General features: G+C 49.8%; 26 protein-coding genes. 22 read left to right on the top strand and 4 right to left on the bottom strand.

The window, feature by feature from the left end; all coding sequences use genetic code 11:
- Positions 1–146: 146 nt before the first annotated feature.
- The 4 genes from H8S65_RS15750 (at position 147) to H8S65_RS15735 (ending at position 6,116) form a co-directional block, all read left to right on the top strand.
- Positions 147–569: a dihydrofolate reductase family protein gene (locus tag H8S65_RS15750; RefSeq protein WP_004291474.1), complete on the top strand. Its 423-nt coding sequence runs from the start codon at positions 147–149 to the stop codon at positions 567–569.
- Positions 570–807: 238 nt separating this feature from the next.
- Positions 808–1,413, top strand: a complete 606-nt coding sequence (locus tag H8S65_RS15745) for an RteC domain-containing protein (protein WP_004304269.1) — start codon at positions 808–810, stop codon at positions 1,411–1,413.
- 301 nt (positions 1,414–1,714) lie between these two features.
- On the top strand, positions 1,715–2,845 hold the full coding sequence (locus tag H8S65_RS15740) for an ATP-binding protein (RefSeq protein ID WP_004291480.1): 1,131 nt from the start codon (positions 1,715–1,717) through the stop codon (positions 2,843–2,845).
- Positions 2,846–2,861: 16 nt separating this feature from the next.
- Complete coding sequence (locus H8S65_RS15735; protein WP_004291481.1) at positions 2,862–6,116, top strand: P-loop NTPase fold protein; 3,255 nt, start codon at positions 2,862–2,864, stop codon at positions 6,114–6,116.
- 131 nt (positions 6,117–6,247) lie between these two features.
- Here the strand turns inward: H8S65_RS15735 and mobC are convergent, their stop codons facing one another.
- The 4 genes from mobC to H8S65_RS21410 form a co-directional block, all read right to left on the bottom strand.
- The gene (mobC, locus tag H8S65_RS15730; protein ID WP_004291482.1) at positions 6,248–8,266 is read right to left on the bottom strand and encodes a conjugal transfer protein MobC; all 2,019 of its coding nucleotides are present in this window, start codon (positions 8,264–8,266) and stop codon (positions 6,248–6,250) included.
- Between the two features lie 30 nt (positions 8,267–8,296).
- Positions 8,297–9,544: a conjugal transfer protein MobB gene (mobB, locus tag H8S65_RS15725; RefSeq protein ID WP_004291483.1), complete on the bottom strand. Its 1,248-nt coding sequence runs from the start codon at positions 9,542–9,544 to the stop codon at positions 8,297–8,299.
- A complete protein-coding gene (mobA, locus tag H8S65_RS15720; protein ID WP_004291488.1) occupies positions 9,523–9,951 on the bottom strand; it encodes a conjugal transfer protein MobA in 429 nt (142 codons plus the stop codon). The genes mobB and mobA overlap by 22 nt, the downstream gene beginning before the upstream one ends.
- Before the next feature lie 313 nt (positions 9,952–10,264).
- Positions 10,265–10,486, bottom strand: a complete 222-nt coding sequence (locus tag H8S65_RS21410; RefSeq protein WP_032595732.1) for a hypothetical protein — start codon at positions 10,484–10,486, stop codon at positions 10,265–10,267.
- A 146-nt stretch (positions 10,487–10,632) separates the two neighbouring features.
- On the opposite strand from H8S65_RS21410, the gene H8S65_RS15715 reads away from it, so the two are divergent.
- From H8S65_RS15715 to H8S65_RS15630, 18 genes are all read left to right on the top strand, one after another.
- Positions 10,633–11,388 (top strand): ParA family protein, encoded by a 756-nt coding sequence (locus H8S65_RS15715; protein ID WP_005643916.1) that lies wholly within the window; start codon positions 10,633–10,635, stop codon positions 11,386–11,388.
- A gap of 5 nt (positions 11,389–11,393) precedes the next feature.
- A complete protein-coding gene (locus tag H8S65_RS15710; protein WP_004311202.1) occupies positions 11,394–11,843 on the top strand; it encodes a DUF3408 domain-containing protein in 450 nt (149 codons plus the stop codon).
- Positions 11,840–12,229, top strand: a complete 390-nt coding sequence (locus H8S65_RS15705; RefSeq protein ID WP_299338276.1) for a DUF3408 domain-containing protein — start codon at positions 11,840–11,842, stop codon at positions 12,227–12,229. Before H8S65_RS15710 ends, H8S65_RS15705 begins: the two co-directional genes overlap by 4 nt.
- On the top strand, positions 12,226–12,966 hold the full coding sequence (locus tag H8S65_RS15700) for a hypothetical protein (protein ID WP_032595736.1): 741 nt from the start codon (positions 12,226–12,228) through the stop codon (positions 12,964–12,966). The genes H8S65_RS15705 and H8S65_RS15700 overlap by 4 nt, the downstream gene beginning before the upstream one ends.
- A 201-nt stretch (positions 12,967–13,167) precedes the next feature.
- Positions 13,168–13,479: a DUF4134 domain-containing protein gene (locus H8S65_RS15695; RefSeq protein WP_004311205.1), complete on the top strand. Its 312-nt coding sequence runs from the start codon at positions 13,168–13,170 to the stop codon at positions 13,477–13,479.
- 10 nt (positions 13,480–13,489) lie between these two features.
- Positions 13,490–13,822 (top strand): DUF4133 domain-containing protein, encoded by a 333-nt coding sequence (locus H8S65_RS15690; protein ID WP_004311206.1) that lies wholly within the window; start codon positions 13,490–13,492, stop codon positions 13,820–13,822.
- Positions 13,819–16,323, top strand: a complete 2,505-nt coding sequence (locus H8S65_RS15685) for a TraG family conjugative transposon ATPase (RefSeq protein ID WP_186930820.1) — start codon at positions 13,819–13,821, stop codon at positions 16,321–16,323. Before H8S65_RS15690 ends, H8S65_RS15685 begins: the two co-directional genes overlap by 4 nt.
- 40 nt (positions 16,324–16,363) lie before the next feature.
- Positions 16,364–16,744: a DUF3876 domain-containing protein gene (locus tag H8S65_RS15680; protein WP_004291516.1), complete on the top strand. Its 381-nt coding sequence runs from the start codon at positions 16,364–16,366 to the stop codon at positions 16,742–16,744.
- Between the two features lie 23 nt (positions 16,745–16,767).
- Positions 16,768–17,397, top strand: coding sequence for a DUF4141 domain-containing protein (locus H8S65_RS15675; RefSeq protein ID WP_004304283.1), 630 nt, complete (start codon positions 16,768–16,770; stop codon positions 17,395–17,397).
- Positions 17,398–17,400: 3 nt separating this feature from the next.
- Entirely contained in the window at positions 17,401–18,405 is a 1,005-nt protein-coding gene (gene traJ / locus H8S65_RS15670) for a conjugative transposon protein TraJ (protein WP_004291518.1), read from the top strand.
- Between the two features lie 31 nt (positions 18,406–18,436).
- Positions 18,437–19,060 carry a conjugative transposon protein TraK gene (gene traK / locus H8S65_RS15665; RefSeq protein WP_004291519.1) on the top strand — a complete coding sequence of 208 codons (624 nt, stop codon included), beginning with the start codon at positions 18,437–18,439 and terminating at the stop codon, positions 19,058–19,060.
- A gap of 27 nt (positions 19,061–19,087) precedes the next feature.
- Positions 19,088–19,375: a TraL conjugative transposon family protein gene (locus tag H8S65_RS15660; protein ID WP_018697145.1), complete on the top strand. Its 288-nt coding sequence runs from the start codon at positions 19,088–19,090 to the stop codon at positions 19,373–19,375.
- Positions 19,356–20,708: a conjugative transposon protein TraM gene (gene traM / locus H8S65_RS15655; RefSeq protein ID WP_004291521.1), complete on the top strand. Its 1,353-nt coding sequence runs from the start codon at positions 19,356–19,358 to the stop codon at positions 20,706–20,708. The genes H8S65_RS15660 and traM overlap by 20 nt, the downstream gene beginning before the upstream one ends.
- 34 nt (positions 20,709–20,742) lie before the next feature.
- Complete coding sequence (traN, locus tag H8S65_RS15650; protein WP_004291522.1) at positions 20,743–21,729, top strand: conjugative transposon protein TraN; 987 nt, start codon at positions 20,743–20,745, stop codon at positions 21,727–21,729.
- 2 nt (positions 21,730–21,731) lie between these two features.
- Positions 21,732–22,307 (top strand): conjugal transfer protein TraO, encoded by a 576-nt coding sequence (locus H8S65_RS15645; protein WP_004291523.1) that lies wholly within the window; start codon positions 21,732–21,734, stop codon positions 22,305–22,307.
- 7 nt (positions 22,308–22,314) lie between these two features.
- Complete coding sequence (locus tag H8S65_RS15640; protein WP_004291524.1) at positions 22,315–23,217, top strand: DUF8464 domain-containing protein; 903 nt, start codon at positions 22,315–22,317, stop codon at positions 23,215–23,217.
- A complete protein-coding gene (locus H8S65_RS15635; protein ID WP_004291525.1) occupies positions 23,214–23,717 on the top strand; it encodes a DUF3872 domain-containing protein in 504 nt (167 codons plus the stop codon). Before H8S65_RS15640 ends, H8S65_RS15635 begins: the two co-directional genes overlap by 4 nt.
- Entirely contained in the window at positions 23,714–24,241 is a 528-nt protein-coding gene (locus H8S65_RS15630) for a glycoside hydrolase family protein (RefSeq protein ID WP_004291526.1), read from the top strand. Before H8S65_RS15635 ends, H8S65_RS15630 begins: the two co-directional genes overlap by 4 nt.
- Positions 24,242–24,294: the final 53 nt, after the last annotated feature.

Here is a 24,294-nt window from a genome sequence, read left to right as displayed (position 1 = left end):
CGGAGACGATTGCGTGATGCTTATGCTATGCTTACGCATAGCGTGCATTCACGTACTCTCCGTAAAGGCTTTACCAGAGCCATCGCTTGAAGGTAGTGTGAATTGCACGCTACTTTTTTACCCTTGCCTAACGAAAGGAAACGATTATGGGTAAAGTTCAGATTCTCGCCGTACTGACGATGGACGGATGTCTTTCTTCAGAGTTATATGATAAAGCACATCAGGATTTGTGCCTTGACCGTTGCGGTCTTGATGAAATCAGGAAGAAAGCCTTTTACCGTGTGACACCGGACTATTCCATTTCAATGCTGCACGAATGGAGAAAAGACTGCACAAACATCCGTTACCTCGCGGAAGCCACACCGGACACGGCAGACTATATAAACGGACTGCTGCGGATGCACGCTGTGGATGAAATCATACTATACACCGTTCCTTTCATATCCGGAAGCGGACGACATTTTTTTAAGTCGGCTCTGCCAGAGCAACACTGGACGCTTTCCTCTTTGAAAAGCTATCCCAACGGTGTATGTCGCATTATCTATATCCTTGATAAAAAAGCAAGATAGCCAAAATGTGCGGCAAGCATACATTTCTATTTTCAGGAATAGAATAAATGTTCCGATTACAAACAATTTAAGTCGGAGATAATTTGTCCTTGTGAAAAAATACTGAATTTTATACCTCTGAAATCCAGCACTTTGTAAAATTGAGTGTTGGATTTTTTATTTTCTGCCGCGTTTTTTGCCAATTATATTCATGTGCGCACGCAGAAAACAAAGTGTAATTTTCAAAATTGACAGAACCATGAATTATTTCTTGCTGGCGGAAACCGACTTTTTCCGCCTGATAAACGAAGCCGGCGACTGCAATATGGAAACGGCATACACGGCTTTCGCCACCCAAGTGATCGAACTGTGCAACGGCGGCATGGACATGAACCTTACCGTCATCGCGCTTGCCTACATCGAAATCGAGTTGCAGCACCATCCCGTACGTAATCTGTCAGAAGAAAAAAGAGAGATTGCCGCCTACGTCAGCAAGGCTCTGTCTTTCGTAAGAAAGATGCAGAAATTCCTTGCCACGCCCCAAGTGCCACCACTAATATCCGCCAACAACGCAACAGAAACCACCGCCAGCCTTCTTCAATGGACGGGCAATGCCATCGACCTCGTGGAACTTATCTACGGCATAGACGTGATGGGCTGCATCAACAACGGCAATATGCCGCTCAAACAGCTCGCCCCACTTCTCTATAAGATATTCGGGGTTGATTCTAAAGACTGCTACCGCTTCTACACTGATATCAAACGCCGGAAGAACGAAAGCCGCACCTATTTCATTGACAGGATGCAGGAAAAACTGAACGAGAGAATGTTGCGTGATGAGGAGTTGGAGCGGATGAGAAAATAAAAAAATATCCATTACATATGAGAAGACAGGAATACTCGTATCCTGTCTTTTTATTTTCATTTAATTATATATTAATTAGCACAATATATGTGAGTTTTTCATTCCTATAAGGACAAATTTCAGAAACGTATGTCTGGTAAATTATTGAGTCATCATAGTATGAACATATATCATTACTAAAAACAATGAAACAACTTCCATAAGATTGTGGTTGTAAAAATCGCCATTTAATAGCCCGTTTTTTTTGTAAAATTCGCCAATTAAAAAAATATGATTATCTTTGCATTATATTTTATAAGGTATGGAAACAGTAAATAGAATACTTCAAGAGAAGATTACAGCACGAATCGCGCCCAATAAAGCAGTACTGATTTTTGGTGCTCGCCGTGTTGGTAAAACGGTAATGATGCGTAAAATTGTGGACAACTATTCAGGTAGGACGATGATGCTCAACGGCGAAGACTACGACACATTAGCACTATTGGAGAATCGCTCAATAGCCAATTATCGGCATTTATTGGATGGTATTGATTTGCTGGCTATTGATGAGGCACAGAACATACCACAAATCGGTAGTATTCTGAAGTTGATAGTTGATGAAATACCGGGAATAAGTGTCTTGGCAAGTGGTTCTTCGTCATTCGATTTGCTGAATAAGACTGGTGAACCGTTGGTCGGCCGCAGTACGCAATTTCTCCTTACACCATTCTCGCAACGGGAAATCGCACAGACGGAAACGGCACTTGAAACCCGCCAGAACCTCGAAGCGCGCTTGATTTACGGTTCCTATCCCGAAGTAGTAATGATGGAGAACTATGAACGTAAAACAGACTACCTACGTGATATTGTCGGTGCATACCTGCTTAAAGATATCTTAGCAATTGACGGCTTAAAAAATTCGAGCAAGATGCGCGATCTACTGCGATTGATAGCTTTTCAGTTGGGCAGCGAAGTTTCTTACGAAGAGTTAGGTAAACAACTCGGCATGAGCAAGACGACCGTTGAAAAATACCTCGACCTATTGGAAAAGGTCTTCGTTATCTATCGTCTGGGGGCTTATTCGCGTAACCTACGCAAGGAGGTTACAAAAGCTGGCAAGTGGTACTTCTACGACAACGGCATTCGCAATGCCATTATCGGGGCTTTCTCACCGCTGGCCATTCGGCAGGATGTCGGTGCGCTGTGGGAGAACTACATCATCGGAGAGCGGCGCAAAGCGAACTTCAATGAGGGACTGCACAGGGAGTTCTATTTCTGGCGCACCTACGACAAACAGGAAATCGACCTGATTGAGGAGAGTGCCGACAGTCTTACCGCCTTGGAGTTCAAGTGGGGAAATAAAATGCCGGCCGCACCGAAAGCCTTCCAAGAAGCCTATCCCTATGCCGAGTTTCATGTGGTAAATCGGGAGAATTATTTGGAGTTCGTATAATCAATAAATTACGTATATGGAAACAAAACTACAATCCAAACAGCAATATCCGCGGTTTATCCAAAATAAACCGTGTGGTATTGACAAATTCGATGGAGGTTCGCAAGAAAGGTTGGCAAAAACTATTGCTCGCCATTTTTGTCAGAATGATTCATTGGATGAGGAATGTACTTTACCTCGAATTATCGGCATCGAAGGTATTTGGGGATCTGGAAAATCCAACGTGGTTAAAATGTTGGAACGTGAATTATCAGACGACTATTACTTTTTTGAGTATGACGCATGGGGACATCAAGAGGACTTGCAACGCCGCTCTATATTGGAATTGCTTACAAGCAAACTTATTGATGATGGTATCCTATCTGGAAATGCAACAATAAAAGTCAAAGGTGGAGGTACGAAAACCGTATCATGGTCTGAAAAGCTGAAATATTTATTAGCCCGTAAAACGGAGACCGTAACCGAAAAATATCCCCTTATCAGTAATGGTATGGTTGCGGCATTTTTGGTTGCAGTTTTAACTCCGATATTTACATTTATTGCGTATGCAGTAAAACCTACACCCACAACATGGTGGTTTTCTTTATTGTCTATTATCATAGCTGCACTGCCAGTTCTTATTGCATTGTGCGTTTGGAAATGGGCATATAGCAAAGATCATAAATATGGATGGAGTTATATGTTAGCTATTTATCAAGATAAAGTCGAAAAGGACGTTTGCTATGAGACTTTGAGCGAAGACGAACCAACGGTTTACGAGTTCAAAACATGGATGCAAGACATTTCTGATTTTATCAAGGAAAAAGGACAACGTAAATTAGTCCTTGTTTTTGACAACATGGATCGTCTCCCCGCTGAAAAAGTAAAAGAATTATGGTCTTCTATCCATACGTTCTTCGCCGATAGCGGTTTTGAAAATGTTTGGGCTGTTATTCCTTTCGATGAAACACATTTAGCTTGTGCATTCGGAGATGAGACCGACGAACAAACGAAACAACTGACCAAGTATTTTATCAATAAAACTTTCCCTATTGTTTATCGTGTTGCTCCTCCTGTTATTACCGACTATCGAAGTATATTCAACAAACTGTTTGTTGAAGCATTTGGAGAAACAGAAAATGAAGCGAAAGAAACTATAAATCGGATATTCAGATTGGTAAATCCTAATGCCAATGTTAGGGAAATTATATCATATATCAATGAGATGGTCGCTCTTAAACAAGAGTGGTGTAACGAAATTTTGATGATAAACATAGCATTGTTCTGTTTGAAGAAGACGGATATTCTGGCAAATCCAGTAGAACAAATATTGTCCGGCGACTATCTGAATGGCATTCAAACAATAATTAACAATGATCTGCAAACACAACGCGAAATTGCAGCTTTGGTATATGGTGTCGATGTTGAAGATGCTCGACAAATTCCATTGAAAAAATATATTGAAGGCTGCATCAACGGAGAAGAAGACCACGACATAAATCAATATGCAGAGACTAATAAACAATTTGACACTGTATTAGAAGAAGTTATACAATGTATGGACAATGCGCTTATCGATAAGATTATACATTGTTTGCATAAATTAACTCGAAAGAGCGATGTTATTCTGCGTGTATGGCAAAGAATAGCACAATTGAAATTAAAAGAATCCATAGAGAAGCAGGTGTTCCCTGTCGAATACCAAGAACTGCTGTTGCATTTAGACACGGAAAGCCAAAACCATGTGATTGCTCAATTATATAAGAAGATAGTTCGGTTCAATGACTTCAATGGCGGCGACTATTTCAAAACGTTAGATGCAATAGACAGGTTTATTGCGCAAAATAAGTTGGCGTGCGATTTTACGTCATTGATTGAAGCAAAAACAGTCAAGCCAAATACATTTATCGATTATATTCAAGCTGCAAATGCAACAGATGCTGCCTATCGGGATAACGCGACAACTAAAGCATATAAATATTATCAAGTAGCAACAAATTCGGAGGCGCTCGATAATTATTTGGCAAACTTACTACCCGATAATTTCGACCATGCAGATATTGTAAAAACGTTAAAAGATAATTCTACCTATACGTTTCCAACGCTTTTGCAAGCGATCACGAATTGCATTGATGAACAGAATGTAAATAAAGATAATATAGGGGCTATATTTACAACCTATCGTTTATTGGCATCTGACGAAGAAAGACCTTTACCTGTAACGTTAGATTCAACCTACATAAATCAGTTGCATTCTGAATTAGAAACTGATGGCCGAAACATTAAAGAGTCTGGATATTACGATTTAGTCGCCATGCAATTGGCACATGGTCATTCCGTTTCCTTAATAGAGGGTGGAGATATAAAATATGTTGCAGAACTCATGGACTATTATGTGGATCATGGAGACTTATTAGTAAATAGTGTGGGATGGAATATACCGCTATTAAATGAAACACTACAATACATGGTAAATCATAAACTTGGCTATAAATTATTGCTCTCAGACATATTGCCCCAATTTGAAGATATTAAGAACAGAATAGGTGTAACGGATGAGGTATTTATCGAGCATTTAGCAGAGTGGAATACCGATTTGGATAAGTATATCACTAAGAACAATATTAAAGATGTAATTCCTGACGCATCTTTTTACGATTTGACCACTAAAATAAGCAATGTCCTGACCGATCATATCAATAAAATAGCGTTCGAAGCGTTGTCTGAAATAAGTGTTGATACATTATACGCCCAAAGAACAGCACATACATCATATTATTGGTTTGTCGCAATAAAACATTTACTGGCTAAAATCAAATCCTTGCCAGATAACTTGACTGAATTTGGCAAAAAGATTCTGATGGATATTGCTTCTGGAACTCAAAGTTTGAATCCTTTCCCTAATTGTTTCAAGAATATAGTTGAAAGATTGGATAAACGAAAAATTAAATCGACAGTTACCGATATAAGAAATGATTTCTGCATCGGTAAAAAGACTATCAATGCAATAAAGTTTCAATTTTTCGAAACATGGCTTAGATCGCATGGTAATTTGAAAAGTCAAGCTGGAGACGTTATTGATAAAATAGTGAAACCTGTAATTTCCGATGGGGCATGCCGTTCATTGATTCTGCAAAACAAAGATTTTTATATGGATTTAATAAATACAGCAGGGGATGATGCTTATGAATTGAAAAAGAGTCTCCGAAACCTCATACAAAAAGATTCAGATCCGCAATTGGTTAAATTTGTCAATTCGATAGATTCAGTACCTGAGGTTGAAACCGCGTAAGTATTTGTCTAACAAGTCCGAATTTTACGATTTTACCCGTCAGAACTGAAGTGCCCCCCAAAAAAATTGTATCCAACTTTTGGGGGTCACTTCAAACTTCGATAGGGATAATTTTCAATTTTGGGGACTTGTTAGACAGTCTCATTATCTGGTAGCAGTTTACACAGCACCGGATCGTTTTTGATACGCTCCAGTTCCTCCTGCACAATCTGCTTCACCTCTTCCTTGATGCGCCGGTAGTTCGCCTGCACCGTTTCCTTCATGCGGTCGTTGCCGTCCTCGTCCGTGAAGTTTGTAATGACGGGAATTTTCTTGTAGGCACTTTCTTCCCGTTTCACCTTTTCGGCATCCACCACAATCTCGCAATGAAAAATCTTCTGCTCGATACGCTCGTTGAAGTTGTCGGATACAGAACCGACAAACATTCCCTGCGTAAGCCCGGAAATCTTACTCGGTGGAATGAGCGCGTCCATCTGCGTGTTGATGGAGGTGGAAACATCCTGCCGGTTGATGGAGATGGACTGCCGTTTCTGCAACACCTTACCGAACCGCTCGGAGAGCGTCTTGGCTGTTTCCCCCACCACCTGACCGGAGAAAATATTGCCGACAGTGTTCATCACCACTTTCGCCTCTTTGTCCCCGTAGTCACGCACTAACTGGCTGAAATCCTGAAAGCCCAGACACACGGCAACCTTGTTGCTTCGGGCGGTAGCTATAAGATTGTCCAACCCTTTGAAGTATATTGTGGGCAACTCGTCGATGATGACCGATGACTTCAGCATCCCCTTCTTGTTGATGAGCTTCACGATACGGGAATTATACAGACCGAGTGCCGCACCGTAGATATTCTGACGGTCGGGATTGTTACCCACGCAGAGGATTTTCGGCTCTTCGGGATTGTTGATGTCCAGCGTAAACTCGCTGTCTGACATCACCCAGTAGAGCTGCGGTGAAATCATCCTCGAAAGCGGGATTTTTGCCGACGCTATCTGACCCATGAGCTGCTCCGCAGCCCCTCCAAGCCACGCATCCATGAACGGCGAAAGGTAGTTCTCCAGCTCCGGATAAGAGGTCAGTATCGGAAATATATCCTCGTAACGGCGGTTCAGAAACTCGATAGCATGGGGAAACGTGCAAAACTTCCCGTTCTGATAGATTTTGAGATACCAGATAATACTGGCAAACAGAATGATAGGTGACTCCACGAAGAAGTCGCCCTGCTTTTGCACCCACGTTTTATTGAGGTTGAGCATTATTGTGTAGGCACTCTCATAGGCATCCGTAATATCTTCCATAAAATCCGGGTGAATGGGATTGCACCGATGAGAGCGTCGCGGGTCGTCGAAGTTGATCACATAGAACTTCGGCTTTACCTTGTAGCCGTCCGGGTGGTTCAGCAAATGGTTGTAGGCAATAGTAGATAGGTCGGGATACTTGAAATCGTAGATGTATTGACTAAAGCCCTTTTCAATCTGTTGCTTGATAAAATTGTTTACCACGGCATAGGACTTGCCGCTGCCCGGCGTACCCAACACGATGGACGCACGGAAGGGATTAACTACATTGATCCAACCGTTGTTCCAGCGTTTCCTGTAATAGAAACGTGTCGGCAGATTGACCGAATACTCGCTTTCGATAAGCCTCGTTTCCTGCATGAAACTCTCGTTCTCGTTGTTGAAAACATCCTCCATCAAATTGTGTTTCAACAGGCGGCTCATCCACAGACCACCCATCAACAGGCAGACATAGCCCGTTCCAATGGTAAGGACATACAGTCCCGTCACCGCTTCAAGCGGCAGCGGCAGGGGCAGCAACCACCAGTTCAGGAAAAACAGCACGAACCCGACGGCAAATGCTGTCCAGATTCTCCCCCAAGTGATTTTCTCACCCTTGACACCCTTCGTACCCAGACAGGACAAGGCAAGCAAAAGGACGGAAAACAGCTTCGTGTAGAGAATGGAATGGAACAGCCCCGCCGTGCGGTCGAAGTTCAGAAGGATTTTGTCCACCACGCCGATGTTCACGCCCCACAGCCGGATGGCTTCGTAGCAGAACCAGTACACGTTCATGACCACTAAAATGATACTCACGGCACGCAGAAAATCCATGATTTTCGCCAATGCCCTCAAATCGTCTTCTTGTTGTGACATACATTGATTTTTTAATTGTTGATACTCTGATTACATACCCAAGCCCTTGCGTTTTTTCTTCTTTTTGCGCTTCATCGCCCGGATGAAAGCCTCTTCCTCGGCATCTACCGCCGGACCTTCGGGAGTGAGCAAGCCCATACCGCCCGATATATCTTCACTGTCGTAGGCGGTCTGCCCGTGTGCCTTGTCCGCAGCATCCACAGGGATGGATAGCGGTATCGGCGGTTGTCCGGCGTATGGCAGGGTGAAGTGTTCCTGCAAGGCATTCGCCGAAAGCTCCTTACCCATGCGCGAACCGTTCAGCACGCATCCCGTGCGGTGGTCGATGAAGGTAGCCCCATAGATGCGCCCTTCCTCTGTGTAGCGCAGTACGGTGTCGATGCCCTTCTCTTTGAGTTGGGATACAAATTTGTCCTTGTCATAAGTGCCTTGCAGCACGGAAAGGACGGTGCGTTTCGTCATGTCTGCCAGTTTCCTATCCTTGATTTCCGATTTGGAACGGACAAACTTCTTCTGTACGGCTTCATAGCCTGCGGACTTCCCGAAAAGCGAGGATTTGAACGGGTTGCCCACCTTGTTACCCTTGTCGTCCGTGACGGAATAGACCAGCCCGTGATACTCCCGTCCGCGCACGTTGCCCCTCGCTTCCTCCACCGTCATATTATATAAGGAAAGGAGCGCACGGTATTCGCCCATCGTCTGGAAACGGTACTGCCCATTCAGAGCCTTCACGGTGTTGCCTACCTGCTTCTTCACATCACCTGCCGATGCGGCCACCTTGCGCAACGGATTATCCAATCTCTGATTTTTACGTTCTGCCGGATGCAATCCGTACTTCTGTTCCAGTTCCCTGCGGATACGGTCGCTGCGGCGGTAGAGAAAATCCCGGTTGAGCCTTTTCCCGTTCTCGTCCACGTTGACCGTCACGATGTGCAGGTGGTGGCGGTCGATGTCCTCGTGCTTGAATACAAGATAAGGCTGGTTTCCGAAACCGAGTTTTTCCAGATACTCGCGGGCGATATTCTGCAACTCAATATCGGTCAGCACATCCTCCGGGTGCGGGTTGAGAGAGATATGCACCACCGGCTTCTCGATCTTCATCTGCGGTGGCAGGAAGGTGAGAAAACCCTCCATCGCCTTGCCTATGTCCACCGTTCCCGAACCGTCATTGTAGATGCGGTTGGTGGTGAGAAGCCGCCCCTGCGCCTCGTTAATCTTCTCCCCGTTGTAGGCAATCGCGCCGTACAACGAACTTCCTACACTGATTTTTGCGACCATTTTGCCTCCATTTCCCTTGAAAGTTCCACAATCCGGCGGCTCAGTTTCACGAGTTCGACGGTGTGTTGCTCTAATTTGTAGAGCAACGCCATCGCCTTTTTCTCTGAAAAATGCAGCCTCAGTTCCTTCACGACTTGGTTGTAATTCGTACCCACGGCACGGAATTGTGCATGAAAATCCGACAGTTTGGTGTAATAGTCCACCAACGTCTTGTCCACCTTCAGCACCTTGAACGGTTGCCCGAAGAAGTGCGCTTTGAGGAAAACAGACCGTGCATAGACACCCGATTTTCCGAACATGGCGAGGAAACGGTTGTGTTCCTCCTCGTTGAAACGGACGGTGTACCGGTACACCGCCGGATCAAGTTTGGGATTTCTCCCTGATTTGCTTTTCCTTTTCTCTTTCATATTACTTTGGATTTAGCGGATTGACGGCATAAGCCGCCGCTTCGGATTACAGCACCGCAGTTCTGAAAGGCTTCCCGACTTCGGAGGGAAAGCCCGCCCCCTGCAAGGGCAAGTGCTTTTCGTGGCTGCTCAAAATATTTTGAGCGGCTGAAAAGACATCTTGCTATGTTCAGGTGAACATAAAAATCCGTCGGGGACGGATTGGGGATGATTCCTTTCAAACTCCGGGCTGCGCTACCTGCGGCGTACCCTGCCGTTCGGGTGCAAAGTTACGCCCTTAAGGCGATGTCCGACAGAGGCTTGACCCGGACAATCAGTGCCAACCGGCGCAACGTGCTGCCACTTGCCGGAGAAGTGATACAAGTTCCAAAATATCCTTGTTTATTTGCAGTGTGATTCGGATGTGGGACTGAAAATACACTCCTTCCGCCGGATGTTCGGACAGCAATCCGGGCATCAATCCAAACGGTTGAAAACAGGTGTATGTATTCAGATAGTTTTCCAAGCACACGTCCGTGCGGACGGATAAAAGCATGGACGGTTGGACAAACCGATGAATACCCGCAGGCACAGCCGGATTAAGGAGTGAATAAATAAATGAATGGGAGTGCGTGCGTACGTACTAATGACAATACGCTACCGCCACCGGACAGATGTATAACCAAATAAATTATCAAAAAAATGAAAGAAGCAACTTATGTGGCAATCTCCACGCAGAAAGGTGGAGCGGGTAAGACAACCCTGACAGTGCTTGTAGCAAGCTATCTGCACTATGTGAAAGGCTACAACGTAGCCGTGGTGGACTGCGATTTCCCGCAGTACAGTATCCATGACATGCGCAAGCGTGACATGAAAGCCGTCATGGAGGACGGGCATTACAAGGTGCTGGCGTATGAGCAGCTCAAACGACTGAAGAAGAACCCGTACACCATCAGATGCAGCCGTGCGGAAGATGCGGTAAAGACCGCCGAAAATCTGGTGGCAGCGCAGCCCGACCTCGATTTCGTGTTCTTCGACCTGCCGGGAACAATCAACAATGCCGATGTGGTGCAGACCATTTCCCAAATGGACTATATCTTCACGCCCATCATCGCCGACCGTGTGGTGATGGAGAGTTCCATCAAGTTCGCCACTGTCATCAACGAACAGATGATAAGCACGGGCAAGTCCGGCATCAAAGGGATTTACCTCGTGTGGAACATGGTGGACGGACGCGAAAAGACTGAACTTTACAAGGCATACGACAAGGTCTGTGCCGAGTTCGCCCTGCCCATTCTGGAAACACATCTACCGGACAGTAAGCGCTTCCGCAAGGAGACGGCGGCAGAACGCAAGGCGGTATTCCGCTCCACGGCGTTTCCGGCGGACAAAATACTGGTACGCGGCAGCAACCTCGACAAACTCGTCGATGAGATTCTCGGCATCATCAAAAACTGAACGGCATGGCAAAGAAAACAAGAATCGAGGACATCGACAGCGAAGCCGTAATCAACTCATTTCGACTGGACGATACAAGCATTCCGCCGGAAGCGAGAAGCACGGACGGGAACGCTCCTGTCCCACCTCCGAAAGAAGCGATACAAGAAGCCGTTTCTCCACCCGCCTCGCACTCCAAAGAGGAGCCGGAACGCAGGCGCAGGAACAGCAAGCCGGAAAAATTGGATTATGACACAGTATTCATATGCGGTTCCAATATCACGGCAAGGCTCGGCAAGCAGGTCTATATCCGCAAGGAGTACCACGACCGCATACAGAAGATGCTTCATGTAATCGGAGGCAACGAAGTGACTATCGCGGCATTTCTTGACAACGTGCTGACACACCATTTCACGCTGTTCCAAGACGAGATAGCCGAATCGTTCAAACGGCACATGGAATCCTATAATTTATAAACACTCAAAAACAACAAAGAAGTATGAAAAGAACAAATAAGAACCGTCAGGCTGAGTATCTGCAAACAGGAAAGAGTGAAAGAACCGCTGTCCGTGCAGCAAAGTGTGTAACCGACTACGGGCATGAAAATACCGACGTTGACTTCCGCAAGGATAAAGGCAGAGACAAACCGCTCTCGACTTTCCTGCAAGCATCGGAAATCAAAACGCGGCAATGTATATACATCAGCCGAGAAATTCATGAGAAAGTCGCTATCGTTACCAGTCGGATGGGAAACGGTTTGAGCATCGGCAAGTTTGTGGATAACATCCTCCGCGACCATTTCCGACAATACGGGCAGCAGTACATGGAACAGATTGAAAACGCCCAAAAAGTAAGATTATGACAAAGGCGTTTTTAATCGTATCGGTTGCTTGCAACGTGTGGTTTCTGTTTCTGCTGTTCTATGACCGCATCATGGACATGAAGCTCATCCGTTTCTTCAGACATATTGCCGGGCTGTGGCGGTCATTGGACAGTACGGTGGCAGAGCAAGGAAAGGATAAGGAAATACCTCACGCAGACACCTCGGACATCATTGGCAAGAGCCGTTTCAAGATGGCATCGACCCGGACAACCGCTGCCATACCGACGCAAGAAGCCGCCACTTCGGAAAAAGGCATTGAGCTGTCGGAGGAAGAGGCTACTTTTGACGACGGAAACACGGAAACCGTCTCACGCCCGACACAAGTACCGGAGGACAAACTCGATGAAACCTTCACGAGCATCCCGCCCTCGGAACTGGAGTACGGAGAAGATGAACCGGAGGATGAAGAACCAGACAAAAAGCAGGCTTCGGGAAGTAGCTTCGAGGATATTGACATGGCAGTACACACCATACGGAAGGAATCACCATCCGATGAGGAAATGCGACACGCCGGAAAGGTCATGACGGAACTGGACGGGACAGAGCTTTTCACAAGAATAACGGAACGCCTGACCGATGAAGCAATGAGCGAGAGGATTGCAAAGGCGATGGCAGTTTTCGTGGACACGGTGAACATGACCGTGACACAACAAAAGGAAAAGGTGTTCGTGATTCCCGACAACATCGAGGAGTTCGACTTCCGAAACTATGTATAACAACTAAAAAAGAATGGAAATGAAAACGTAAAATGACGACACCCACGCGCACGGCGGTACAAGGTACAGCCAACCCGCAACGGACAGCCCCAAGTCCGTAGAAACAAACGGGCAACCACTAAAACCAAAGTAAAGTAATCAAGTATCAACCGCCCGAAAAAGGACTATCCACCCTTTGGACGGCACAAAAAAGAACAGTTTATGAACAAGAACATCAGACAAAAGTTAATCATCGCTGCGGCACTTATGATTGCCGCAACCGCCTCCGCTTTCGCACAGGGAAACGGTCTGGCTGGCATCAACGAAGCCACCTCTATGGTGAGTTCGTATTTCGACCCCGGCACGAAATTAATCTACGCCATCGGCGCGGTAGTCGGGCTTATCGGTGGCGTGAAAGTGTACGGAAAATTCTCGTCCGGAGACCCGGACACCTCGAAGACCGCCGCCTCGTGGTTCGGGGCTTGTATCTTCTTGATTGTCGCCGCCACTATCCTGCGCTCATTCTTCCTTTAATAAACAATGTATGGCTGAATACCCGATAAACAAGGGTATCGGCCGTCCGGTCGAGTTCAAGGGTTTGAAGGCTCAGTACCTCTTCATCTTCTGCGGAGGTCTGCTGGCTCTCTTCGTCCTGTTCGTCATCCTCTATATGGTCGGCATCGACCAGTGGATATGTATCGGCTTCGGCGCGGCATCGTCTTCCGTCCTCGTATGGCAGACCTTCGCGCTGAACGCCCGGTACGGCGAACACGGGCTGATGAAATTGGGAGCGGCAAGGAGCCATCCCCGATACCTTATCAACCGACGGCGGATCACCCGATTACTCAAACGGCAACGAAAGGAAGAAACGACATGAGAAATACATCCAAAATGACAACACTGGAAAACAAGTTCCCCCTGCTGGCGGTGGAGCATGGCTGCATCATCTCCAAAGACGCCGACATCACGGTGGCTTTTGAGGTGGAACTGCCGGAGCTTTACACCGTGACGGGCGCAGAGTACGAGGCGATACACGGCTGCTGGTGCAAGGCTATCAAGGTGCTGCCGTACTTCTGCGTCGTGCATAAGCAGGATTGGTTCATCAAGGAGAAATATATGCCGGAGTTACAGAAGGACGACATGAGTTTCTTGAGCCGTTCCTTTGAACGCCACTTCAACGAGCGTCCGTACCTGAAACACTCCTGCTATCTCTACTTGACCAAGACGACGAAAGAACGTAACCGTATGCAGAGCAACTTCAGTACGCTGTGCCGGGGACATATCATCCCGAAGGAGCTGGACAAGGAAACCGCCGGGAAGTTCATGGAGGCCGCCGAACAGTTCGAGCGCATCATGAACGACAGCGGCTTTGTGAGGCTGCGCCGCCTCTCCACCGACGAGATTGTCGGGACGGAGAAGTCCGCCGGGCTGATAGAGCGTTACTTCTCGCTCATGCCCGAAGGCGACACGACCTTGCAGGACATCGACCTCTCGGCAAAAGAAATGCGTATCGGTGACAACCGCCTGTGCCTGCACACCCTCTCCGACGCGGAGGATATGCCAGGAAAGGTGGCTACCGACATCCGCTACGAGAAACTCTCCACCGACCGCTCGGACTGTCGCCTCTCCTTCGCCTCCCCCGTGGGGCTGCTGCTTTCCTGCAACCACATCTATAACCAGTATGTGATTATCGACAACAGCGAGGAAAATTTGCAGAAGTTCGAGAAGTCCGCAAGGAATATGCAGTCGCTATCCCGATACAGCCGGAGCAACAGCATCAACCGCGAGTGGATAGACCAGTACCTGAACGAAGCCCATTCCTACGGGCTGACCTCGGTACGGGCGCACTTCAACGTCATGGCGTGGAGCGATGACGCGGAGGAACTGAAGCATATCAAGAACGATGTGGGCAGCCAGCTGGCAAGCATGGAGTGCGTGCCGCACCACAATACCATCGACTGCCCGACGCTCTACTGGGCGGCGATGCCCGGCAACGCGGCGGACTTCCCGGCGGAAGAGAGTTTCCATACATTCATCGAGCAGGCGGTGTGCCTCTTCACGGAGGAAACCAACTACCGCAGTTCGCTCTCGCCCTTCGGCATCAAGATGGTGGACAGGCTTACGGGAAAACCGTTGCACCTCGACATCAGCGACCTGCCGATGAAGCGGGGTATCACGACCAACCGCAACAAGTTCGTGTTGGGTCCTTCGGGCAGCGGCAAATCCTTTTTTATGAACCACCTCGTGAGGCAATACTACGAGCAGGGTACGCACGTGGTGCTGGTGGACACGGGAAACTCCTATCAGGGCTTGTGCGAGATGATCCGGTGCAAGACAAACGGGGCGGACGGCGTGTACTTCACCTACACGGAGGAGAAACCGATTTCGTTCAACCCGTTCTACACCGATGATTACGTGTTCGACGTGGAGAAAAAGGACAGCATCAAGACATTGCTGCTGACGCTCTGGAAGTCGGAGGACGACAAAGTGACGAAGACGGAGAGCGGCGAACTGGGCAGTGCGGTGAACGCCTATATCGAGCGTATCAGGGCTGACCGGAGCATCGTCCCCTCGTTCAACACCTTCTACGAGTATATGCGCGACGACTACCGCCGCGAACTGGCGGAACGTGAGATAAAGGTGGAGAAGTCCGACTTCAACATCGACAATATGCTCACCACCATGCGGCAGTATTACCGGGACGGACGCTACGACTTCCTGCTCAACTCCACGGAGAACATCGACCTGCTCGGCAAGCGGTTCATCGTCTTCGAGATTGACAGTATAAAGGAAAATCGCGAGCTTTTCCCTGTGGTGACCATCATCATCATGGAAGCCTTCATCAACAAGATGCGGCGGCTGAAAGGCGTGCGGAAACAGCTTATCGTGGAAGAGGCTTGGAAGGCCCTCTCATCGGCGAACATGGCTGAATATCTGCGCTATATGTATAAGACGGTCAGAAAATATTACGGCGAGGCAATCGTGGTGACGCAGGAGGTGGACGACATTATCAGTTCTCCGGTGGTCAAAGAGAGCATTATCAACAACTCGGATTGTAAAATCCTGCTTGACCAAAGGAAATATATGAACAAGTTCGACCAGATACAGGCGTTGCTCGGACTGACGGAAAAGGAGAAGTCGCAGATACTCTCCATCAACATGGCGAACAACCCTTCACGGCTCTACAAGGAGGTGTGGATAGGCTTGGGCGGCACGCAGTCGGCGGTCTATGCCACGGAGGTCAGCGCGGAAGAGTATCTGGCGTACACCACCGAGGAAACGGAAAAAGTGGAGGTTTACCGTCTGGCGGAGAAGCTGGGCGACGACATCGAAGCCGCCATCCGGCAGCTTGCCGAAAGGCGGAGAAACAAGGAATAACTAAAAAACAGAATGTATCAACCAAAAAAGAAAAACGCGTATGAATTTACCAAAAGTGAAAATGCTGCAAGTCAGCAAGTGCCTTATCGGATTGGCGGTCATGATGCTGCAATCCTGCGACGTGGCCGACAACCGCCGCGACATGCTGTGCGGGAACTGGGAGAGCGTGGAGGGAAAACCTGACGTGCTTATCTACAAGGAGGGCGAAGCCTACAAAGTGACGGTGTTCCGTCGTAGCGGTCTGCGCCGCAAGCTCAAGCCGGAAACCTATCTCTTGCAGGAGGAGAACGGCAACCTGTTCATGAACACCGGCTTCCGCATCGACGTGTCCTACAACGAGGCCACGGATGTGCTGACTTTCTCGCCAAACGGGGACTATGTGCGGGTGAAGCCGCAGCCGGGACATCCGACCGAAGAATAACAACCACTAAAATCCAAAGTAACATGAGAACAAGAATAACAATGATTATCTGCCTGTGCCTGCTTTTCGCGGGCAGGGCAAGCGCACAGTGGGTCGTAAGCGATCCGGGCAATCTAGCGCAGGGCATCATCAATGCCTCCAAAAACATCATCCATACCTCCAAGACCGCCACGAACATGGTGAGCAACTTTCAGGAGACGGTGAAAATCTATCAGCAGGGCAAGAAGTATTACGATGCCCTCAAATCGGTGAACAATCTGGTCAAGGACGCCCGCAAGGTGCAGCAGACCATCCTGATGGTGGGCGACATCACAGACATCTATGTGAACAGTTTCCAACGGATGCTCCGTGACGGGAATTTCAGACCCGAAGAGCTTTCCGCAATCGCTTTCGGCTACACGAAACTGCTGGAGGAAAGCAACGAAGTGTTGACGGAACTCAGGAACGTGGTGAACATCACCACGCTCTCCATGACCGACAAGGAGCGCATGGACGTGGTGGAACGCTGCCACTCGAAGATGAAGCGTTACCGCAACCTCGTGAGCTACTACACGAACAAGAACATCTCCGTGAGTTACCTGCGTGCGAAAAAGAAGAACGACCTCGACCGCATCATGGGGCTGTACGGGAACATGAACGAAAGATACTGGTAGCCTATGAAGTTCGACAACCTTCATCAGATTTTACGTTCACTTTATGAGCAGATGATGCCGCTGTGTGGGGACATGGCTGGTGTGGCGAAAGGCATCGCCGGGCTGGGTGCGCTGTTCTACGTCGCCTACCGGGTATGGCAGTCGCTGGCGAGAGCTGAACCGATAGACGTATTCCCGATGCTCCGTCCTTTTGCCATCGGTCTGTGCATCATGTTCTTCCCGACTGTGGTGCTGGGCACGATAAACAGCATCCTCTCACCCGTCGTACAGGGCACGGCAAAGATGCTGGAGGCGGAAACGCTGGACATGAACCGATACCGGGAGCAGAAGGACAAACTGGAATACGAGGCGATGGTACGCAACCCCGAAACCGCCTACCTCGTGTCCAACGAGGAATTTGACAAGCAACTGGAGGAACTCGGCTGGTCGCCCTCCGACATGGTGACGATGGCGGGAATGTATATCGACCGGGGAATGTACAACATGAAGAAGAGCATCCGCGACTTCTTCCGCGAGATACTCGAACTGCTGTTCCAAGCCGCCGCCCTCGTGATAGACACCGTCCGCACCTTCTTTCTCGTGGTGCTGGCGATTCTCGGTCCGATAGCCTTCGCCCTGTCGGTATGGGACGGTTTCCAAAACACGCTCACGCAGTGGATATGCCGCTATATACAGGTCTATCTGTGGCTACCGGTATCGGACATGTTCAGCACCATACTGGCGAAGATACAGGTTCTGATGCTGCAAAACGACATCGAGCGGATGCAGGCAGACCCGAACTTCTCGCTGGATTCGAGCGACGGGGTGTATATCGTATTCCTCTGCATCGGCATCATCGGCTACTTTACCATTCCCACCGTTGCGGGCTGGATTATCCAAGCCGGAGGCATGGGCGGTTACGGTCGCAACGTGAACCAGATGGCGGGACGAGCCGGAAGCATGGCGGGCAGCGTGGCGGGTGCAGCCGCAGGAAACGCAGTCGGACGTGTCGGCAAATTGCTGAAATAATCAATGTGCAATCATAAATTGGAAAATATAAATGGAATTCAAATCACTTAGAAACATCGAATCGTCGTTCAGGCAGATACGCCTGTTCGGTATCGTCTTCCTCTCGCTGTGCGCCGTGGTGACGGTGTGGAGCGTGTGGAACTCCTACCGTTTCGCAGAGAAGCAACGGGAGAAAATCTATGTGCTGGACAACGGCAAGAGCCTGATGCTCGCCTTGTCTCAGGATTTGTCGCAGAACCGCCCGGCGGAGGCACGGGAACATGTGCGCCGTTTCCACGAGATGTTCTTCACGCTATCACCTGAAAAAAGCGCGATTGAACACAACGTGAAACGTGCCTTGCTGCTGGCGGACAAGAGCGTGTACCACTATTATTCGGACTTCGCGGAGAAGGGGTACTACAACCGCATCATCGCCGGGAACATCAACCAAGTGCTGAAGGTGGACAGCGTGGTGTGCGACTTCAACGCCTATCCCTACCGTGCCGTGACCTACGCCACACAGAAAATCATCCGGCAGAGCAACGTCACCGAGCGCAGCCTCGTGACCACCTGCCGCCTGCTGAACGCATCGCGGTCGGATGACAACCCGAACGGTTTTACCATCGAGGGTTTCACCATCATTGAGAACAAGGATTTACAGACTATCAAACGGTAACAGGACATGAAAAGTATCAGAAAATCAATGTGGGGCATGTATTGGAAACTCCACGACAAACGGAAACGCTTGGCGGCAAGTCTCAAAGGGTATCTGGACGGCTTGCCGCCGGAAACACGCCGCCGCATCGTGCTGGGGATGTTCGCCGCCTTCGCGGTGCTTGCCCTTTACACCTTCGGCAGAGCCGTCTATGACATCGGCAGGAACGACGGCTCACATATGGAAACGGGACACGCCGGACGGGTGGAACTGCCGACCCCGGCGGAAACAGGCAATCACTTAACACCTTATTTATATGGAACAGACAAAGAATGAACCGACGAAAGAGAACAAAGCTGCTCCCGAAACGGGGAAACCGAAAAAGGAGCGCGAACCGCTGACAGAGGCGCAACGGCTGAAACGGCAGAAGATGATCGTGCTGCCCGCTATGGTGTTGGTGTTCATCGGGGCGATGTGGCTGATATTCGCCCCGTCCTCCGGCAAGGAGCAACCGCCGGGAACGGACGGATACAACACCGAGATGCCCGACGCTGACAAGGCGAACCGGCAGATTATCGGCGACAAGCTGAAAGCCTACGAGCATGGGGAGATGGAAGAGCGTCAGGAGAGCCGCAACCGTGCCATCGGGCAGCTGGGCGACATGTTCGACCGCGAGATAGCGGGAACGGAGAACGGAGTGGACTTCGACCTCGCCAATCCGGGCGGCAAGGAAGAAAGGGCAAAGCCAGCCACGCCGCAGACCATCCAGTCCTCCGCAGCCGCCTACCGTGACCTGAACGCCACGCTCGGAAACTTCTACGACCAGCCGAAAAACGACAATGCGGAGATGGACGAATTGTTGGAGCGCATCGCATCGCTGGAGTCGGAACTGGAAAGCGAGAGGGGCAAGGCTTCCTCTATGGACGAGCAGGTGGCTCTTATGGAGAAGTCCTACGAGCTGGCGGCAAAGTACATGGGCGGTCAGAACGGAGGACAGCCATCGGCGGAACAGAGGGCAGAGCCAACTACCGTGCAGAAAGGGAAGAAGAACAAGGCAATGCCTATCAGACAGGTGGAGCATCAAGTAGTTTCTTCACTCTCACAGCCTATGAGTAACGCGGAGTTTGTCGCCGCCTTATCGCAGGAACGCAACCGGGGTTTCAACACGGCTGTCGGCACGGCGGAGGTATTGGACAGGAACACCATACCGGCGTGCGTGCATGGGGCGCAGAGCGTGACGGACGGGCAGACGGTAAGGCTGCGCCTGCTGGAGCCTATGGCGGTGGCAGGCAGGACAATACCCCGGGGTGCGGTGGTGGTCGGCACGGGCAAGATACAGGGTGAGCGGCTCGACATCGAGATTACCTCGCTGGAATACGACGGCACGATTATCCCCGTGGAGCTTGCGGTCTATGACACGGACGGACAGCCCGGCATCTTCATCCCGAACTCGATGGAGATGAACGCCGTCCGGGAGGTCGCCGCCAACATGGGCGGCTCGCTGGGAAGCAGCATCAACATCTCCACCAATGCCGGGGCGCAGCTCGCCTCCGACTTGGGCAAGGGGCTGATACAAGGCACGAGCCAGTACATCGCCAAAAAGATGCGAACCGTCAAGGTGCATCTGAAAGCCGGGTACAGGGTCATGCTTTACCAAGAAAAATATTGAAAACAATAAAAATTACCACTAAAATCCAAAAGTAATGAGAAAAGTAATCATCATGTTTGCCCTCGCTATGGGCATCATAACTGCCAACGCGCAGGAGAATGTAACCGTTGAAACGACCAACGGAAGTGAACAACCGACCTTGACGAAGGAGGTCTATCCGCAGAAGGAGGCGGACGGCGACCTATATCACGGGCTGTCACGCAAGCTGACCTTCGACCGCATGATACCGCCGCACGGTCTGGAAGTGACCTACGACAAGACCGTCCACGTCATTTTTCCGGCGGAGGTGCGCTATGTCGATTTAGGCTCGCCCGACCTGATTGCCGGGAAAGCCGACGGAGCGGAGAACATCATCCGTGTGAAGGCTACCGTAAGGAATTTTCCCAACGAAACGAATATGTCCGTCATCACGGAGGACGGCAGTTTCTACACCTTCAACGTGAAGTACGCCGCCGAACCGCTGTTGCTCAACGTGGAGATGTGCGACTTCATCCATGACGGCAGCACGGTGAACCGCCCGAACAACGCGCAGGAAATCTATCTGAAAGAGCTGGGCAGCGAAAGCCCGATGCTGGTGCGCCTTATCATGAAGTCCATCCACAAACAGAACAAGCGCGAGGTGAAGCATATCGGCTGCAAGCGTTTCGGCATCCAATACCTGTTGAAAGGCATCTACACGCACAACGGCTTGCTTTATTTCCACACGGAGATAAAGAACCAGAGCAACGTGCCTTTCGATGTGGACTACATCACTTGGAAAATCGTGGACAAGAAGGTTGCGAAGCGTACTGCCGTGCAGGAGCAGATTATTCTGCCGCTCCGCGCGCAGAACTACGCCACCCTCGTGCCGGGCAAAAAGAGCGAGCGCACGGTCTTCACGATGGCGAAGTTCACCATCCCCGATGACAAGTGCCTCGTGGTGGAATTGAACGAGAAGAACGGCGGCCGTCACCAGTCCTTCGTGATTGAGAACGAGGATTTGGTACGCGCGGGTACCATCAACGAACTTCAAGTACGCTGACCATGAGAAAGTACATCGCAATAATCATCGCGTCGCTTGCCCTTTTTACAGGGCAGGCGCACGCCCAGCGGTGTCTGCCGAAGATGCAGGGCATCGAGGTGAGGGCGGACATGGCGGACGGCTTCAATCTCGGCGGCAAGGACGGCGGGTACAGCTTCGGGGCGGCTCTCTCCACCTACACGAAGAAGGGGAACAAGTGGGTGTTCGGTGGCGAATACCTGTTGAAGAACAATCCCTACAAGGACACCAAGATACCCGTGGCGCAGTTCACGGCGGAGGGCGGCTATTACTTCAAGATACTGTCGGACGCCCGAAAGATTGTTTTCGTCTATGCCGGGGCTTCGGCTCTCGCCGGATATGAGGCGGTAAATTGGGGGAAGAAGGTGCTGCATGACGGCTCCACGCTGCACGACCGGGACGCCTTCATCTACGGCGGTGCGCTGACGCTCGATGTGGAGTGTTACGTGGCAGACCGTATCGCCCTGCTTGCCAACCTGCGGGAGCGTTGCCTTTGGGGTGGCGACACACGGAAGTTCCACACGCAGTTCGGGGTCGGTATCAAGTTCATCATCAACTGACACGGGCATGGAAAGGACGGAAATAGATGCTGTCAGAAGGATGCCGCTTGCGGATTTTCTCGCACGGCTGGGGCATGAGCCTGTCAGAAGGAGCGGTAACGAGCTGTGGTATCTTGCCCCGTACAGGGGCGAGCGCACATCCTCTTTCCGTGTGAACGTGGCGAAACAGCTCTGGTACGACTTCGGTTTGGGCAAGGGCGGCGACATCTTCACGCTTGCCGGGGAGTTTCTGCAAAGCGATGACTTCATGAAGCAAGCGAAGTTCATAGCGGAAGCCGCCAATATGACGGTTGCCGGATGGGAAAAGCCCGTCTATCTCTCGAAGCCGACCGAATCCGTTTTTGAGGATGTGGAGGTCGCTCCGCTGCTCCGCTCACTGCTGACGGAGTATTTAGAGGAACGGGGCATCCCTTACGCCATCGCATCCCGTCACTGCTGCCGCTTGAACTACGGTGTGCGTGGGAAACGGTATTTTGCCGTTGGCTTTCCGAACATGGCAGGTGGCTATGAAGTCAGAAGCCGATATTTCAAGGGTTGCATACCTCCGAAGTCTGTATCACTGGTAAAGGCGAATGACATCCCGGCTGACGAGTGCCTCGTGTTCGAGGGCTTCATGGACTTTCTCTCTGCCGTGACGCTTGGTGTAACCGGTAACGCTGACTGTCTTGTGCTGAACTCAGTCGCCAACGTGGAGAAGGCGGCGGGATTGCTGGACGGATACGGGCGCATCGGCTGCTTCCTCGACCGTGACGAAGCCGGACGGCGGACGCTTGCCGCACTTACCATGCGATACGGGGAACGTGTCACCGACCGTTCCTCCCTCTATGACGGTTGCAAGGACTTGAACGAGTACCTGCAACTGACAACGAAAAAACAGAAAAACAACCATCTAAAAATCGAAGAACAATGAACATACTGAACAACAGAAACAAGAGAACATCAATATTCAAGGCAGTGGCGTTATGCCTGATAGCCGCCATGTCATTCACCCTCGTGTCATGTGACGATGACATGGACATCCAGCAGTCCTATCCCTTCACGGTGGAGGTCATGCCCGTGCCGAACAAGGTAGTAAAGGGGCAGACAGTGGAAATCCGCTGTGAACTGAAAAAGGAGGGCGACTTTTCGGGTACGCTCTATACCATCCGCTATTTCCAGTTCGAGGGGGAAGGCTCGCTCAAAATGGATAACGGCATCACCTTCCTGCCTAACGACCGCTACCTGCTGGAGAACGAAAAATTCCGCCTGTACTACACGGCGGCGGGTGATGAGGCGCATAATTTCATCGTGGTGGTGGAGGATAACTTTAGCAACTCCTACGAACTGGAATTTGACTTCAACAACAGGAATGTAAAGGACGACGATCTTACCATCGTTCCCATCGGCAACTTCAGCCCCTTGTTGAAATGATGCGTGTATTCATGACAATGCTCTGTTCACTTCTGACGGTCTGTTCTGTGTCCGCGCAGATCAGCCGCCAAGAGGGAACGGACGGGCAGGCGGCAATCTACCGACTGCCGCTTATGGAACGTGCTTTTTTATGCTGCCGCTACTTTGAAGGCTGGCACTCAGAAAAACACTACCCATACGTCGGTTGGGGTCACAAACTTTTGCCAAACGAGAAGTATTCGGCACGAACCATGACAAAACGGGATGCGGATGAACTTTTGCGGAAAGACCTGCGCAAATTTGTCGCCATGTTCCGTAAATTCGGGGTTGATTCGATTTTGCTTGGCACGTTAGCTTACAATGTGGGACCGGCGAAGCTGTTAGGCAGCAAAACAATCCCCAAAAGCACCTTAATCAAGAAGCTGGAAGCTGGTGACAGGAACATCTACCGTGAGTATATAGCCTTCTGCAACTACAAAGGAAAACGCCACGCCATGCTGCTCAAACGGAGAAAGGCGGAGTTTGCGCTGTTGTATATCCCATAAAAGGACTGACAAAACTGGCAAAAGACGTGCCATATTTAACTTGGCACGTCTTT

Source organism: Parabacteroides hominis, from assembly GCF_014287585.1.
GTDB lineage: Bacteria > Bacteroidota > Bacteroidia > Bacteroidales > Tannerellaceae > Parabacteroides > Parabacteroides hominis.
Note: the sequence above shows the minus strand (reverse complement) of the source record. Positions and strands in the feature narration are given on the sequence as shown.